Origin of the sequence: Streptomyces diastatochromogenes, assembly GCF_002242805.1 — a bacterium.
GTDB classification, from domain to species: Bacteria; Actinomycetota; Actinomycetes; order Streptomycetales; family Streptomycetaceae; genus Streptomyces; species Streptomyces diastatochromogenes.
Genome location: NZ_MCGQ01000020.1, coordinates 263,456 through 278,233 on the forward strand (window position 1 = coordinate 263,456; position 14,778 = coordinate 278,233).

Annotated in this window: 15 protein-coding genes and 2 tRNA genes; 12 read left to right on the plus strand and 5 right to left on the minus strand. The window is 70.8% G+C overall.

Annotated elements, in window-relative coordinates; genetic code table 11:
• Positions 1 to 159 precede the first annotated feature (159 nt).
• Positions 160 to 714: an SSI family serine proteinase inhibitor gene (locus tag BEK98_RS24200; RefSeq protein WP_094218746.1), complete on the minus strand. Its 555-nt coding sequence runs from the start codon at positions 712 to 714 to the stop codon at positions 160 to 162.
• Between the two features lie 195 nt (positions 715 to 909).
• Here BEK98_RS24200 and BEK98_RS24205 point away from each other — a divergent pair.
• From BEK98_RS24205 to BEK98_RS24215, 3 genes are all read left to right on the plus strand, one after another.
• Positions 910 to 1,000 (plus strand) — tRNA-Ser (locus BEK98_RS24205).
• 209 nt (positions 1,001 to 1,209) lie between these two features.
• Positions 1,210 to 1,282 (plus strand) — tRNA-Arg (locus BEK98_RS24210).
• A gap of 70 nt (positions 1,283 to 1,352) precedes the next feature.
• Positions 1,353 to 1,679: a peptidoglycan-binding domain-containing protein gene (locus tag BEK98_RS24215; protein ID WP_094218747.1), complete on the plus strand. Its 327-nt coding sequence runs from the start codon at positions 1,353 to 1,355 to the stop codon at positions 1,677 to 1,679.
• 39 nt (positions 1,680 to 1,718) lie between these two features.
• Here the strand turns inward: BEK98_RS24215 and BEK98_RS24220 are convergent, their stop codons facing one another.
• A complete protein-coding gene (locus tag BEK98_RS24220) occupies positions 1,719 to 2,300 on the minus strand; it encodes a hypothetical protein (RefSeq protein WP_208643207.1) in 582 nt (193 codons plus the stop codon).
• Positions 2,301 to 2,400: 100 nt separating this feature from the next.
• The gene (locus BEK98_RS24225) at positions 2,401 to 2,892 is read right to left on the minus strand and encodes a MarR family winged helix-turn-helix transcriptional regulator (RefSeq protein WP_094218748.1); all 492 of its coding nucleotides are present in this window, start codon (positions 2,890 to 2,892) and stop codon (positions 2,401 to 2,403) included.
• 83 nt (positions 2,893 to 2,975) lie between these two features.
• On the opposite strand from BEK98_RS24225, the gene BEK98_RS24230 reads away from it, so the two are divergent.
• The 9 genes from BEK98_RS24230 to BEK98_RS24270 all read left to right on the plus strand — a co-directional run bounded on the left by BEK98_RS24230 (position 2,976) and on the right by BEK98_RS24270 (position 13,332).
• Entirely contained in the window at positions 2,976 to 3,344 is a 369-nt protein-coding gene (locus BEK98_RS24230; protein ID WP_094218749.1) for an HGxxPAAW family protein, read from the plus strand.
• Positions 3,345 to 3,410: 66 nt separating this feature from the next.
• Complete coding sequence (locus tag BEK98_RS24235; RefSeq protein ID WP_094218750.1) at positions 3,411 to 4,283, plus strand: DUF2797 domain-containing protein; 873 nt, start codon at positions 3,411 to 3,413, stop codon at positions 4,281 to 4,283.
• A gap of 88 nt (positions 4,284 to 4,371) precedes the next feature.
• A complete protein-coding gene (locus tag BEK98_RS24240; protein ID WP_094218904.1) occupies positions 4,372 to 4,728 on the plus strand; it encodes an antibiotic biosynthesis monooxygenase family protein in 357 nt (118 codons plus the stop codon).
• 100 nt (positions 4,729 to 4,828) lie between these two features.
• Entirely contained in the window at positions 4,829 to 5,569 is a 741-nt protein-coding gene (locus BEK98_RS24245) for a response regulator transcription factor (RefSeq protein WP_165955629.1), read from the plus strand.
• Positions 5,566 to 7,203 (plus strand): sensor histidine kinase, encoded by a 1,638-nt coding sequence (locus tag BEK98_RS24250; protein WP_094218752.1) that lies wholly within the window; start codon positions 5,566 to 5,568, stop codon positions 7,201 to 7,203. The genes BEK98_RS24245 and BEK98_RS24250 overlap by 4 nt, the downstream gene beginning before the upstream one ends.
• A 14-nt stretch (positions 7,204 to 7,217) precedes the next feature.
• Positions 7,218 to 8,684 (plus strand): bifunctional glycosyltransferase family 2/GtrA family protein, encoded by a 1,467-nt coding sequence (locus BEK98_RS24255; RefSeq protein ID WP_094218753.1) that lies wholly within the window; start codon positions 7,218 to 7,220, stop codon positions 8,682 to 8,684.
• Positions 8,681 to 10,933 (plus strand): ArnT family glycosyltransferase, encoded by a 2,253-nt coding sequence (locus BEK98_RS24260; protein ID WP_094218754.1) that lies wholly within the window; start codon positions 8,681 to 8,683, stop codon positions 10,931 to 10,933. The genes BEK98_RS24255 and BEK98_RS24260 overlap by 4 nt, the downstream gene beginning before the upstream one ends.
• Before the next feature lie 71 nt (positions 10,934 to 11,004).
• The gene (locus BEK98_RS24265) at positions 11,005 to 12,423 is read left to right on the plus strand and encodes an MFS transporter (protein WP_208643208.1); all 1,419 of its coding nucleotides are present in this window, start codon (positions 11,005 to 11,007) and stop codon (positions 12,421 to 12,423) included.
• Positions 12,424 to 12,576: 153 nt separating this feature from the next.
• Positions 12,577 to 13,332 carry a TetR/AcrR family transcriptional regulator gene (locus BEK98_RS24270; protein ID WP_208643209.1) on the plus strand — a complete coding sequence of 252 codons (756 nt, stop codon included), beginning with the start codon at positions 12,577 to 12,579 and terminating at the stop codon, positions 13,330 to 13,332.
• On the opposite strand, the gene BEK98_RS24275 is transcribed toward BEK98_RS24270, so the two are convergent.
• Together BEK98_RS24275 and BEK98_RS24280 are read right to left on the minus strand one after the other, a co-directional pair.
• Complete coding sequence (locus tag BEK98_RS24275; RefSeq protein WP_094218756.1) at positions 13,333 to 13,800, minus strand: PPOX class F420-dependent oxidoreductase; 468 nt, start codon at positions 13,798 to 13,800, stop codon at positions 13,333 to 13,335. It lies immediately after the preceding gene.
• 68 nt (positions 13,801 to 13,868) lie between these two features.
• Positions 13,869 to 14,690 (minus strand): YceI family protein, encoded by an 822-nt coding sequence (locus tag BEK98_RS24280; RefSeq protein WP_094218757.1) that lies wholly within the window; start codon positions 14,688 to 14,690, stop codon positions 13,869 to 13,871.
• Positions 14,691 to 14,778 lie beyond the last annotated feature (88 nt).

A 14,778-nucleotide genomic window follows, 5' to 3' on the forward strand; every position in this document is an offset into this window, starting at 1 on the left:
ACGCCGGATGAGAGGGAGGTCGCACGAGGAAGTGACGGCGAACATGTGACCGTATGCCCGCTCGGCGCCCCGGCCCCGGCCCCGGCTCCGCAGGACCTTCGCGGGACCTTTACGAGGTCGGTGATTCCACCAGGAAACGGCTGAGAGCCACCGAAGCACCTACGAGGACGAACCCGGAGACTCACCCGAGGACGAATCCGAAGGCGAATCCGCGGGCGAACCCGCGGGTGAACCGAGGCTCGGCAGCAGGGGCACCAGCCGGTCCCACCGCCCGATCTCGCACCCGTTGCTGCGGTCGTACCGGGCGTCGACCGGGTGTCCGGCCCAGGTGCCGGTGACGTGGGCGGTGGCCGGGCCGCCGTAGAGCATGGTGCAGTCGCTGCCGGGGGCCACCGGGGCGAAGGTGTCCCGCCCCCAGCGCGTGTGCGAGTCGAGCGTCCGGCAGGCCCCCGCCACGTCCGGGTGATCCCCGGCCCCGGGATGACAGGACACGTCGAACGTCCCGTCCCGTCCCGCGCCGGCGTGCTCCACGACGACGGTGAGGTGATCACCGGCCCGGTCCTCGGGCCGTACGGGCGGGGGCAGGGCGGGCGCGGCCGCGGCGGCCGGTACGGCGGCGAGGACGGCCAGTGACGAGACCGAGGCGGCGGCGAGGGACGCCACCAGGACGCCCCGCGGGGCGACCGACAGGACCATGCGCGGGACGACCGACATGACAGAGACCATGCCCTGCCCAACGCTCGCGGCCCCCGGACGTTGCGACGGACCCCGGACCTGCCGCCCCGCCGGGCGAAGCCCTTTGCCCTGCGGCCCTCGCGCCTAGTACCGTGGGAGCCGATTGGTGACAGCACGCTCGACTGTGTCATCATCTGCACGCACCAGTCGCGCGCTCGCGTGAGTGGTTGTGCTGGAGGCGTCGCCTAGTCCGGTCTATGGCGCCGCACTGCTAATGCGGTTTGGGCCTTCAAGCCCATCGAGGGTTCAAATCCCTCCGCCTCCGCACCGATCCCGAAGCCCCGGTCCCCAGGACCGGGGCTTCGGCGTTCCCGGACCCCCCCCCCGAGGATCTTCCCTCTCCCCGCCCGATCAACGTTTTCGCAGGTCACAAGGGGTATGCGAATCGGATTTCACATGGCGGCGGCAGTCATGTAATGTTCTTCCTGTCGCCGCGAGCGGGCCGAAAGGGCCGGGAGCGAAAACAAAAAACAAGCACTCGTAGCTTAACGGATAGAGCATCTGACTACGGATCAGAAGGTTGCAGGTTCGAATCCTGCCGAGTGCACACAGAGCGAAGGCCCCGGAGAGATCCGGGGCCTTCGGCGTTTCCGGCATCCGAGGACGCTGGTGGTGGAGTGTGCGCCGCCGCCCGAGCGGGAGGTGGCCTGCGCGCCGCTCCGCACGGCCACGGTGACCAGGCCGGCCGCGAGGACCAGCAGCGGGCGGTCAACGGTCTCGGTTGCACCCCGGCGTTGGTCGTCGATGGCCCGTGGGGGTCGAAGACGGACGCGGGTGTGCGCCGGCTGCAGGGCAAAGTCGGCGCGGGCGCGGACGGGCTGTGGGGTCCGGCCACCGAGACGGCGTACAAGGCCTACACGGGCGGGGGTTCGGGCGGCGGTGGGACGTCGGTGCGCTCGGTGAAGTGCCGGCAGTGGACGGGATCTGGCGCCCCGCCACCGTGAAGGCGTTGCAGACCGCGTTCCCGTCCTGCCGGGCCGGGGTCAGTGCTGGCTGTTGCGGAAGCCGATGATCACGGCGCCCCACCAGCAGGCCTGGGACACCAGGGCTGTTGCCGCTCCCCAGGCGAGGAGGCGTGGGGTGAGTGCGGTGGTGCTGCGCTGGGCCGTGCGTCGGTTGAGGAGTCCGGCCTGCAGGCCGTTGAGGGTGAGGGTGAGCACCAGCCCCAGTTTGATACGGGTGGGGGCGGAGCCGAGGTCGGGCTGGAGCATCGCGCCGCTGGCCACGAGACCGGCCAGGCCGGCCCAGATCGGGACGTGGAGGCGGGCCGTGCCGGTGAGGGTGTCGTGCAGGGTGCTCCGGCCCGTCAGCCACAGGAGCGCCCAGTAGTCGGCGACCAGGACGGCTCCGAAGCCGAGTACGAGCGAGGCCAGGTGGGCGAAGAGCGCCACGGTGTGCAGGGCGGCGTCCACCCGCAGGTGCGTGGATATCCATGCGCAGGCCGAGAGGCCGAGGCAGGCGGCGAGCGCGGCGGCGGTGACCGTCCACCAGGTGTCGTACAGACCCAGTCGCCGGAGGGGCGCCGCCTGAGGGGACACGGACGGCTCCGAGGGCAGCGCGGACACAGACGACTCCTAGGGCATGCACAGCTTGACTTAGGTAAGGCTCACCTAAAGATGATTTTGAGTCAAGGCTGGAATGCGGGCTGGAAGGAGGGAGTGGGTCTCAGCACTCGTCTTCCGGGTCGTTCCGGTTCAGCTTCTCCAGGTACTCGTGGGCCAGTGCCGTCGCCCGGGTGAACCAGTCCGTGATGACCGCAAGTTCCTCGGGGGAGTAGTCGGCGAACAGGGTCGTCAGGCGCTGGTAGTGGCCCGCGTACACGGCCTCGACTCGGGTCACGGCGTCCGGTACGGCGGCCACGCGCACCCGGCGGCGGTCCACGGGGTCGGGGCGGCGGGTGACGTAGCCGGCGCGTTCGAGGCGGTTGAGGATGCCGGTCACCGCGCCCGTGGTCACATGGGCGCGGGCCGCGAGATCACCGGCCGTGAGCAGCTCCTCGCCGGCCTCCAGGACGAAGGCGAAGCAGGTCAGATCGGTGACGTTCAGTCCCAGCCGCCGGGCCAGTTCCTGCTGTCCGATCAGGTGGGCGGCGATGAGGTGGTCCATCGCCGACAGCGCCTGGGCCGGGCTGGCGGGCGGTCGGGGTGTGCCGTCCATCTTTCTTAATCCCTTAGCTCGTGAGATATTCGGGCGAGTAAATGTCTTAGCTCGTGAGGGATCTTGTCCCTGGAGGCGGTTCCATGAGTCTGTACGACGAGGGTCACACGGTCGCCGGCTGGACCGGTTTCGGCATCGCTGCCTTAGGAAGCGGTGTCGTGGGGTTCGGCGTGTGCACGGTCTCCGTGCCGGCCGTCGTGGGCGGGCTGGCGATCGTGGGAGTGAGCGTCCTGGTCACCTGGGTGCTGCACCTGTCCGGCTGGGGCAAGCCGCCGGGGGTGCGGCCGCGGGAGCAGTGGGGGATGCGGGTCCGGGACACCCGGGCCCGGGAGGGGCACGCCGGGTGCGTGGGGTGCCGGCTGGCGGGGCGGGGGCGGACCGCGGCGAGCGCGGTGCCGGTGGTGTCGGGCGAGGTACGCGCCGAGGCGGCACCTCTGTCTTCTGCCGACTGATGTCATCTGCCGACTGAACGTACGCCCGCAGGGCGTTGTCAGTGCCCCCTTCTACGCTCATGAGTGATGGCACACGTATGGAAATGCTCCGGACTGCGCTGGACGCCGGACGGCCCCTCGCTGGTGTGGGACGGCGGGCGGCGCAGTGCGCTGCCGTGGGGGAAGCGGGTCGCGTTCGCCGTCGCGGAGGGCTCGGCGCGGCAGTGTGTGGGGGCGCGGGGGCACGCGTGTCCGTTGCGGGCCGTGGTGCCGGGGCGGAGCACGGGGGCCCGGTGCGAGGAGTGTGCGCGGCTGGACCGGGCGCACTCCGTGGCCGCCGACACCATCGCCGACGACCCGCGGCCGTACCGGGTCTATCTGGCGTGGTTCGGGCCCGGCCTGGTCAAGGTCGGCATCACCGCCGTCGAGCGCGGTTCGGCGCGGCTGCTGGAGCAGGGTGCCGTCTGCTTCAGCTGGCTGGGCACCGGTCCGCTGATGGCCGCCCGGCGTACCGAGGAGCTGCTGCGCGCCGCCCTCCAGGTCCCGGACCGGATTCCGTACGCCGAGAAGCGGGCGGTGCGGGCGGCGCTGCCGGAGACGGAGGCCGAGCGGGCCGCCGAGGTACGGGAGTTGCACGCCAGGGCCGTCGTACTGGAAGCGTGGCCCGAGTCGTTGACCCGGGAGCCTTGTCAACCGGTCGACCACGTCGGGAGCTTCGGGCTCGCCGGTGCACCGGCCGCCGTCGGTGACGTCGTAGAGCTGGTCCCGGGCGGGGTCGTGAGCGGTGAGCTGGTCGCCGCCGCCGGGCCCGATCTGCATCTGGTGGTCGACGGGCGCGGGGTCGTCGTCCTCGACACACGGCTCATGACCGGGTGGGAGCTGATGCCGCTGCCGACGGAGGCCGGCGCTTTCACCGTTCCGACAAGGGAGTTCAGAAGGGAACAGGAGGGGCTGTTCTGACGGTGGAGGTAAAGAGTCGGATCCCGTACGGATCCCTTTGGGCAAGGTCCATGGACCCGCAGCACCGCCCGCGGTCATCGTGGCCGACATGAGCGATTACACCGATGCCCCTGTCGTTCCCACTCCCGCTCCCGAACCCCCGTATTACGCGGTCGTGTTCACCTCCACCCGCACCGACCTCGACCCCGACGGCTACACCGGCACCGCGGGCCACCTCTCCGACCTCGTTCGGCACATCCCCGGCTTCCTCGGCGAGGACTTCGCCCACACCCCCGGCGGGCTCGCGATCTCCGTCGCCTACTTCCGGGACCTCGCCGGGATCGAGGAGTGGCGCCGGCACCCCGAGCACCTGGACGCCAAGCGGCGCGGGCGGGAGCGGTGGTACGAGCGGTACGTGATCCACATCGCCCGGGTCGAGCACAGTCACGGGTTCACGCGTGTGTGAGTGCTTCCCAGGCGTTCCCTGAGAGGCGCCTGTGCGTTTCTTAGGGAAATCACAGATTCGTGAAAGCGTGTTCTCAGAGGACCCCGACATGGTGTCCACCATGACCACGACCTCGCCCCAGGGGCGCACCGAACTGCTGAGGCCGGACGGGAGCCCCGTCCGAGTGCTTGTGGTGGACGACGAGCTGTCGATCACCGAACTGCTGAGCATGGCTCTTCGTTACGAGGGCTGGCAGATCAGGAGTGCGGGGGACGGCCAGGGCGCCATACAGACGGCCCGTGAGTTCCGGCCCGACGCCGTCGTCCTCGACATGATGCTGCCGGACATGGACGGGCTGACCGTCCTCGGCCGGCTGCGCCGCGAGCTGCCCGACGTGCCCGTCCTCTTCCTCACGGCCAAGGACGCCGTCGAGGACCGTATCGCCGGACTCACCGCCGGCGGCGACGACTACGTCACCAAGCCGTTCAGCCTCGAAGAGGTCGTGGCGCGGCTGCGCGGGCTCATCCGCCGGTCCGGAGCCGCCGACCGGCGGTCCGACTCCGTGCTCGTCGTGGGGGACCTGACCCTGGACGAGGACAGCCACGAGGTCTCGCGGGCCGGGGACTCCATCCACCTCACCGCCACCGAGTTCGAGCTGCTGCGCTTCCTCATGCGCAACCCGCGGCGCGTGCTCAGCAAGGCGCAGATCCTGGACCGCGTGTGGTCGTACGACTTCGGCGGGCAGGCCAACGTGGTCGAGCTGTACATCTCGTATCTGCGGCGGAAGATCGACGCCGGGCGTGAGCCCATGATCCACACCCGGCGTGGGGCCGGTTACCTGATCAAGCCCGCCGCGTCATGAGCGGACGACGACGGCCGCGTCCGCAGAAGCGACGAGCAGGACAGCCGCGCACCCTGCGGACCCGGCTCGTCGTCGCGTCCGTGGTGCTGATCGCCGTGGTCTGCGCGGTGATCGGCACCGTGACCACGCTCGCGCTGCGCACCCATCTGTACGACCAGCTGGACCAAAAGGTCGGCGACATCGCCATGCGCGCGGCGGGCGGCCGGCTGCCGGGCGGTTCGGGACCCGGCGCCCTGCCGGTGCCCGACTCCGAGTCCAAGGACAGCTCCACGCCGAGCGAACGGATCGAGCGCCTCCTCACCAACGGCCCGACGCAGCCCAACACCGTCGCGGCGTTCGTGCAGAACGGCTCGATCGCCAGTGCCGGCAAGGCCGTGCAGCTGAACGACAGCTACAACCGGTTCCGCAAGATGGACCGCGTCGGCCTCACCGCCGCACAGCAGCGGGCGCTCGCCACGGTGTCCAAGGACGGCGAGCCGCACACGGTGGAGCTGCCCGGGCTCGGCGACTACCGCGTCCGGTACAAGGTGAGCCCCGACGGCAGCGGCGACGCCTACTACGTCGCCCTGCCCACCAAGGACGTCGACGACAACATCGACACCCTCATCGTCGTCGAGGTCTGTGTCACCGTGGCGGGCCTGCTCGCCGCCTCCCTCGCCGGCTTCGTCATCGTCGGCGTGGCCACCCGCCCCCTGCGCAAGGTCGCCGCCACCGCCACCCGGGTCTCCGAACTCCGCCTGCACACCGGCGAGGTCAACCTCAGCGAGCGGGTCCCGGAGTCGGAGACCGACCCGCACACCGAGGTCGGCCAGGTCGGCGCCGCGCTCAACCGGATGCTCGACCATGTGCACGGCGCCCTGCACGCCCGTCAGCAGAGCGAGATGCGGGTACGGCAGTTCGTCGCCGACGCCAGTCATGAGCTGAGGACTCCGCTCGCCTCTATCCGTGGCTACGCCGAGCTGACCCGGCGCGGGCGGGAGCAGGTCGGGCCCGACACCCGGCATGCGCTGGGGCGGATCGAGTCCGAGGCCGGGCGGATGACCCTCCTCGTGGAGGACCTGCTGCTGCTGGCCCGGCTGGACGCCGGCCGGCCGCTGCAGTTCGAGCAGACCGACCTCATCCCGCTCGTCGTGGACACCATCAGCGACGCCCGTGCGGCCGGTATGGACCACAACTGGCGGCTCGACCTGCCCGACGAACCCGCCCTGGTGTCGGCGGACGCGGCCCGTCTCCAGCAGGTGCTGGTCAATCTGCTGGGCAACGCCCGCAACCACACCCCGCCGGGTACGACCGTCACCGCGCGCGTGCAGCGACGCGGGCCCTGGATGTGCATCGACGTCGAGGACAACGGGCAGGGCATCCCGTCGGACCTGCTGCCGCATGTCTTCGAGCGGTTCGCGCGCGGCGACTCCGCGCGCTCCCGCACCACCGGCTCCACCGGTCTGGGGCTCGCCATCGTGCAGGCCGTCGCGGCCGCGCACGGCGGTGCCGTGACCGTGGACAGCGTGCCCGGACGGACCGTGTTCACGGTGCATCTGCCGGCGCTCGCCCCGCAGCCGCAGCCGGAAATGAGCTGGCAACAGCACTCACAGGCACAGCACAGTGCCACCACATGGGTGCAACAGGGCGCCTGACGAGAGTCGGTTCCATGCGAACCGACTCTTCTCCCGGCACCCTGCCGGCGCGGGAGCACCTCCCGGCCGGAAACGCCGGTACGCCTGTCCTGGACGTAGTGATCCCCGTCTACAACGAGGAGAAGGACCTCCAGCCGTGTGTGCTCAGACTGCACGAGCACCTCGCGCGCACCTTCCCGTACGCCTTCCGCATCACGATCGCGGACAACGCGTCCACGGACAGCACCCCGTTGGTGGCGGCGCGGCTTGAGGCGGAGATCCCGGAGGTCGCCAACTTCCGGCTGGAGCAGAAGGGCCGCGGACGCGCCCTCAGGACCGTGTGGTCCGCCTCCGACGCGCCGATCCTCGCGTACATGGACGTCGACCTGTCCACCGACCTCAACGCCCTGCTGCCGCTGGTGGCGCCGCTGATCTCGGGCCACTCGGACCTCGCGATCGGCTCCCGGCTCGCCCGCAGCTCCCGGGTCGTGCGCGGCCCCAAGCGTGAGTTCATCAGCCGGGCCTACAACATGATCCTGCGCGGCTCGCTGCAGGCCCGCTTCTCGGACGCGCAGTGCGGCTTCAAGGCCATCCGACGCGATGTCGCCCAGGTGCTGCTGCCCCTGGTGGAGGACACCGGCTGGTTCTTCGACACGGAGATGCTGGTGCTCGCCGAGCGGGCGGGGCTCAGGATCCACGAGGTGCCGGTCGACTGGGTCGACGACCCCGACTCGACCGTGCACATCGTCAAGACGGCCACCGACGACCTCAAGGGCGTGTGGCGCATCGGCAAGGCGCTGGCCACCGGTTCGCTGCCGCTGGACCGGCTCACCCGGCCCTTCGGCGACGACCCGCGCGACCGCGAGATCCAGGACGTGCCCAAGGGGCTGGCCCGCCAGCTCGTCGGGTTCTGCGTGGTCGGCGGCCTGTCGACCCTCTTCTATCTGGTGCTCTACAGCGTCTTCCGGCAGTTCTCCGGCTCGCAGATCGCCAACGCGCTCGCCCTGCTGGTCTCGGCGATCGCCAACACGGCCGCCAACCGCCGGCTGACCTTCGGGGTGCGCGGCCGGGGCGGCGCCGTCCGGCACCAGGCGCAGGGCCTGGTCGTCTTCGGCATCGGACTCGCCCTGACCAGTGGCTCTTTGGCCGCCCTGAACGCGGCCACCGGCGACCCGGCGCACTCCACCGAGCTGGCGGTGCTCATCGCCGCCAACCTCGCGGCGACCGTCCTGCGGTTCCTGCTCTTCCGCGCCTGGGTGTTCCCGGACCGCGAGGAGTCCGGCCGGGAGTCGACGGTGGTGGCAACGCACCACCCGTCCTCGCCCACCTACAGCACGACGGCTCCGTACGCACCGCTCCCGCAGCGCCCGGTGCCGTACCAGCAGCCGTACCAGACCACCCAGGTCCGCGCCGGTGAAGCCGCGGACGGCAGCTGGAGGGACGCCACCATGCGGCTGCAGCCGGTGCGCCCTCACGACACCGACCCGGGGGACCCCCGATGACCACCCACTACGACCAGCCTGCCCAGCAGACCGGCGCCACCGCCTGGGACCCGCCGTCCACGGCTCCCCCGCCCACGGCTCCCCCGCACACACCGGACCAGCCCTTCGTCCGCAGACTGTGGCGCGGCCGCCCCGAGGACCCGCGCTGGGCGCGCCCGGCCTTCCTCGGCCTGCTGGCCCTCACCCTCGTCACCTACCTGTACAACCTGAGCGCCTCCGGCTACGCCAACTCCTTCTACTCGGCGGCCGTCCAGGCGGGCAGCAAGTCCTGGAAGGCGTTCTTCTTCGGCTCGCTGGACGCGGGCAACGCCATCACCGTCGACAAGCCCTCGGCCTTCATGTGGCCGATGGAGCTGTCGGTCCGGATCTTCGGCCTGAACTCGTGGGCGATCCTCACCCCCGAGGTCCTCATGGCCGTCGGCACGGTCGCGGTCGTGTACGCGGGTGTACGGCGCCGGTTCAGCCCCGCGGCCGGTCTGATCGCGGGCGCGGTGCTCGCGCTGACCCCCGTCGCGGCGCTCATGTTCCGGTTCAACAACCCGGACGCGCTGCTGGCCCTGCTGATGGCGCTGGCCTGCTACTTCGTCGTACGGGCCGTGGAGGACGGGCGGACGAAGTGGCTGGTGTGGGCGGGGGCCGCGATCGGTTTCGCGTTCCTCGCCAAGACCCTGCAGGCCTTCCTGATCCTGCCGCCGCTCGCGATCGTCTACGCCGTCTGCGGCCCGGTGCGGCTGCGCAAGCGGCTGGTGCAGCTGGGCCTGGCGACCGTCGCGCTCGTCGTGGCCGGCGGCTGGTGGGTCGCGATCGTCGAGCTGTGGCCGGCCTCCTCGCGCCCCTACATCGGCGGTTCGCAGAACAACAGCTTCCTGGAGCTGACCATCGGCTACAACGGCCTCGGCCGGATCAACGGCGACGAGACCGGCAGCGTCGGCGGCGGTGGCGGCGGCACCGGCTCGGGCCGCTGGGGCTCGACCGGCTGGGACCGGATGTTCAACTCCGAGATCGGCAGCCAGATCTCCTGGCTGCTCCCGGCCGCGCTGATCCTGCTGGTCGCGGGCCTGTGGGCGACCCTCCCCCACTCTCGGCTTCGCTCGAGCGGGGGGACCCCCATGGCCCGGCGTACGTCCGTCACGCGCGCCTCGTTCCTGGTGTGGGGCGGCTCGCTGCTGATCACCATGGTGGTCTTCAGCTACATGGCGGGCATCTTCCACCAGTACTACACGGTGGCCCTCGCCCCCTACATCGCGGCCGTCACCGGCATGGGCGCCGGGCTGCTGTGGGAGAAGCGGAAGGAGACCTGGGCGTCGCTCACCCTCGCCGCCGCCGTGGTGGCCGCGGCCGTCTGGGGCTACGTCCTGCTCAACCGCACCTCCAGCTATCTGCCCTGGCTGAAGTGGCTGGTCCTGATCGGCGGGCTCGCGGCCGCGTTCGGCCTGGTCTTCGCGGGCCGTATCTCGCGTCAGCTCGCCCTCGGCGCGGCGGCGGTGGGCCTGCTGGCCGCGCTGGCCGGTCCGACCGCGTACACCCTCAGCACGGTGAACTCCGCGCACACCGGCTCCATCCCGACGGCCGGCCCGGCGGGCGCGAGCATGATGGGCTTCGGCGGCGGCCGCCCGGGCGGCACCGGCGGCGGCATGCGCGGCGGCTTCGGTGGCGGCGGAACGCCGGGCCAGAGCCAGCAGAACCAGCAAGGCCAGCAGGGCCAGCAGAACGGCAACGGGACCCTGCCGGGCGGCCAGGGCCAGGGCTTCCCCGGTGGCGGCATGCCGGGCCAGAACGGCAACAGCCAGGGCCAGAATCAGCAGAACGGCAACGGCATCCCGGGCGGTGGTCAGCTGGGCGAAGGCGGCCGCATGGGCGGCGGCGGTGGCGCCGGCGGCCTGCTGAACGGCGCGAACGTCTCCTCCGCGGCCAAGAAGCTGCTGGAGAAGGACGCGGGGAACTACACCTGGGTCGCCGCCTCCATCGGCTCCCAGAACGCCGCGAGCTACCAGCTGGCCACCGGTGACCCGGTGATGGCGATCGGCGGCTTCAACGGCACCGACCCGTCCCCGACGCTGGCCCAGTTCAAGAAGTACGTGGCGGACGGAAAGATCCACTACTTCATCGCCGGCGGCATGGGCGGTGGCATGGGAGGCAGCAGCAGCGGTACGTCGTCCCAGATCACCTCGTGGGTCGAGAGCAACTTCAAGAAGGTGACGGTCGGTTCGGCCACCTTCTACGACCTCACGCAGAAGGCGAGTGGCTGACAGAGCGGCCGGGAGAGTAGCCGACAGAAACGTGCTGTACACCGTATAGCAGCAGCTATACGGTGTACAGCATGTCCGTTTCCCAAGGTCATCCCCGGCGCTGGCTGATCCTCGGTGTCATCTGTCTCGCCCAGCTCACCGTGCTGCTCGACAACACCGTGCTGAACGTGGCCATCCCCTCGCTCACCCGCGAGCTGCACGCGACCACGTCCGACATCCAGTGGATGATCAACGCCTACTCCCTGGTGCAGTCCGGGCTGCTGCTCACCGCGGGCAGCGCCGCCGACCGCTACGGCCGCAAGAAGATGCTGATCGCGGGGCTCGCCCTGTTCGGCATCGGCTCCCTTGCGGCCGGACTCGCCCACTCCACCGGCCAGTTGATAGCCGCCCGGGCCGGCATGGGCGTCGGCGGGGCGCTGCTGATCACCACCACGCTCGCCGTGGCGATGCAGATCTTCGCCCCCGAGGAGCAGCCGAAGGCGATCGGCATCTGGAGCGCGGTCAACGCGCTGGGCTTCGCGGCCGGCCCGCTCATCGGGGGCTTCCTGCTGAACCACTTCTGGTGGGGCGCGATCTTCCTGATCAACATCCCGGTCGCGGCGCTGGGCCTGGCCGCGGCCGTGGCCCTCGTACCCGAGTCGAAGGCTGCGTTTTCCCGGGGGACACCCCCGGGACCCCCGGGTCGTGGCGACCGCCCGGACCTGCTCGGTGCGCTGCTGTCGACGATCGGCATGGCCTCGCTCGTCTTCGCGATCATCTCCGGTCCCGAGCACGGCTGGACCTCACCGCGGGTGCTCGGTACGGCCGCCCTCGCGGTCGTGGTGCTCGCCGGGTTCGCGTACTGGGAGAGCCGGGTCGACGAACCGATGCTCGACCTGCACTTCTTCCGGGACCGCAGGTTCACCGGGGCGGTCGCGGGGGCGGTGCTCATCACCTTCGGGATGGGCGGAGCGCTGTTTCTGCTGACCCAGCACCTTCAGTTCGTGCTCGGGTACGGGCCGTTGGAGGCGGGGTTGCGGACGGCTCCGCTGGCCTTGGCCGTGGTGGTGCTCAACTTCTCGGGGGTGTCGGCGAAGTGGAGTCACCGGCTGGGGACTCCGGTGTCGATCGCGGTGGGGATGGTGCTGATGTCGTTGGGGCTGGTGTCCATCGCGGAGCTGGACTCCGGGGGGTATGCGGGGACGTTGGTGGGGTTGCTGCTGATCGGTGTGGGGTGTGCTGTCGCCAACCCGGCGATGGCGCACGCGATCATGAGTGCGATTCCTTCGGAGAAGGCGGGGGTGGGGGCCGGGATCAACGGCACGTTGGCTGAGTTCGGCAATGGGCTTGGGGTCGCCGTGTTGGGGGCTGTGCTCAGCTCTTCGGTTGCCTCAGGGGAGTCGTTGTCTTCTGGGCTCGGGGCCGGGCAGTTGGTGGGGGCTGTTGCTGTGCTGGTGGGGGGACTGGTGGCAGCCGGGTTGTTGCGGCGGGCGGAGAGGAATGTCGCCTAAGAGCTCGGGGGATGGGTATTCGTGCGGCTGCGGGTCGTATGTGGTTGATCGCGCCCACGCGGCGGAGCCGCAGATGGACACGGCCCCGCGCCCCTTAGGTTGGCTGCAGTCCTAGCATCTTGAGAAGTGGCCGGAGTCCAGAAAGGTGCCTCGATGGCGAAGGGTGATGCGCGGTCGGTGCGGGCCAGTGTGTGGTTGGAGGGGGCGGCGCGGCGTGGTGGGCGTAGCGCGCAGCCTTCGGGGCTCGACCGGGAGCGGATCACCGCCGTGAGTGTGCGGCTGCTGGATGCGGAAGGGCTGGCGAAGTTCTCCATGCGGCGGCTCGCCGGTGAGCTGAACGTCACCGCGATGTCCCTGTACTGGTACGTCGACACCAAGGACGACCTGCTCGAACTCGCCCTGGACGCGGCCTACGGCGAGCTGCGGCTGCCCGCCGTCGAGGACGAGGGCGACTGGCGGGAGCAGCTGCGGGCGCTGGCCGCCGAGTACCGGGCGCTGCTGGTGCGCCATCCCTGGATGTCGCCGCTGGCCGGCCGGTACCTCAACATCGGCCCCGAGTCGCTCGCCTTCTCGCGCACGGTGCAGCGGGTCATCCGCCGCGCCGGGCTGCCCGCGCACCGGGTGACGAGCGCCATCTCGGCCGTGTTCCAGTTCGTGTACGGCTACGGCACGCTGGAGGGTCAGTTCCTGTCCCGGATCGCGGACTCCGGCCTGCCCCCGGACGACTACTTCCAGCAGGCCATGACGTCGGCCCGGCAGGACCCCGAGGCCGCGGACTATCTCCAGGAGAGCAAGGAGATCATGGACGCCCGCGGCGGCGACACGGTCGCCGAGATGCTGGACCGGGACTTCACCTTCGCCCTGGACCTGCTGGTGGCCGGCATCGAGGCGATGGTCGAGCGCGGCTGACTACTCCGAGACCAGCCGGGCCGGGAAGCCGCCGGTCGCCACCGGCCCCCACCGCTCCGGAGTGACCCGGATGATCGACTTGCCCTGCTTGATCATGGCCGCCCGGTACTCGTCCCAGTCGGGGTGCTCGCCGGCGATGTTGCGGTAGTACTCGACCAGGGGCTCCACGGAGTCGGGGGCGTCGACGACCTCGGCGGTGCCGTCGATCTGGACCCAGGGGCCGTTCCACTCGTCACTCAGGACGAGCAGGCTGACCCGCGGGTCGCGCTTGGCGTTGCGGGTCTTGGCGCGCTCGGGGTAGGTGGAGACCACGATCCGGCCCGAGTCGTCGACCCCGCAGGTCAGCGGGGAGCCCTGGGGGCTGCCGTCGGCGCGGCGGGTGAGCAGGATCGCGCGGTGGCGGGGTCGTACGAAGTCCAGCAGGTCGTCCAGCGAGACGCGGGTGTTCGTCGCGATGTTGGGTGCCATGGGCGCAGCCTAGAGCCCCGGTGGACCGGTCAGCCTGACCCTGCCGGGCACAGGCTCACCGGTGCACGTCAGGCGGTGGGCAGTGTGTCGCCCTGGACCGCCTGGATGTCCAGCTCGACCCTGAGGGTCGTACCGATGGCGGCGATGCCCGCCTGGAGGACCTGGTTGTAGTTCATCGCGAAGTCCTCGCGGTGCAGTTCGGTGGTGGCGCGGAAGGCGGCGCGGGTGCCGCCCCACGGGTCGGCGCCGGTGCCGAGGTAGGCCAGGTCCAGGTCGACGGGCCGTACGACGCCGTGCATCGCCAGCTCGCCGTGGACCGTCCAGCGGTCCGGGCCGGCCTGGGTCAGGCCGGTCGAGCGGAAGGTGATCTCGGGGTGCCGCTCGACGTCGAGGAAGTCGGCGGAGCGCAGGTGCGTGTCGCGCATCCCGTTGCCGGTGTCGACGGAGGCGGCCCGGATCACCGCCTCCACGCGGGACTTGGTGATGTCGTCCGGGGCGATCTCGATCGACCCGCCGAACTCCGTGAACCGGCCGTGCACGCTGGAGATGCCCAGGTGCTGGGCGACGGCGGCGACGGAGGAGTGCACCGGGTCGACGGTCCAGGGGCCGGGCGGCGGCAGTTCGGTGCCGCCCTGCCGGGCGAGTGTCACCGTGCCGACCTCGGCCCGCCCGCTCGCGGTGACGAGCGCGCTGGAGGCGGCGGGCGCGTACCCGACGGCGGTCACGATCACCGTGTACGCCCCCGGCGCCAGCCCGGTGGTGTCCCGTACGGCACCCTCGGCGTCCGCCTCGGCCCGCAGCACCTGCGTACCGGTCATGTCCGTCACCGTGACGACCGCGTGCGACACGGCCCATCCGTCCCGGGTACGGATCCTCGCGGTCAGTCCCATCCCGTTTTCTCCCTGCAAGGAATTACAAAGGCTTACAAATTGGTCGTATGAGACCGGCCCGTGGCGCGCGCATGGCGGTGCGCGCACC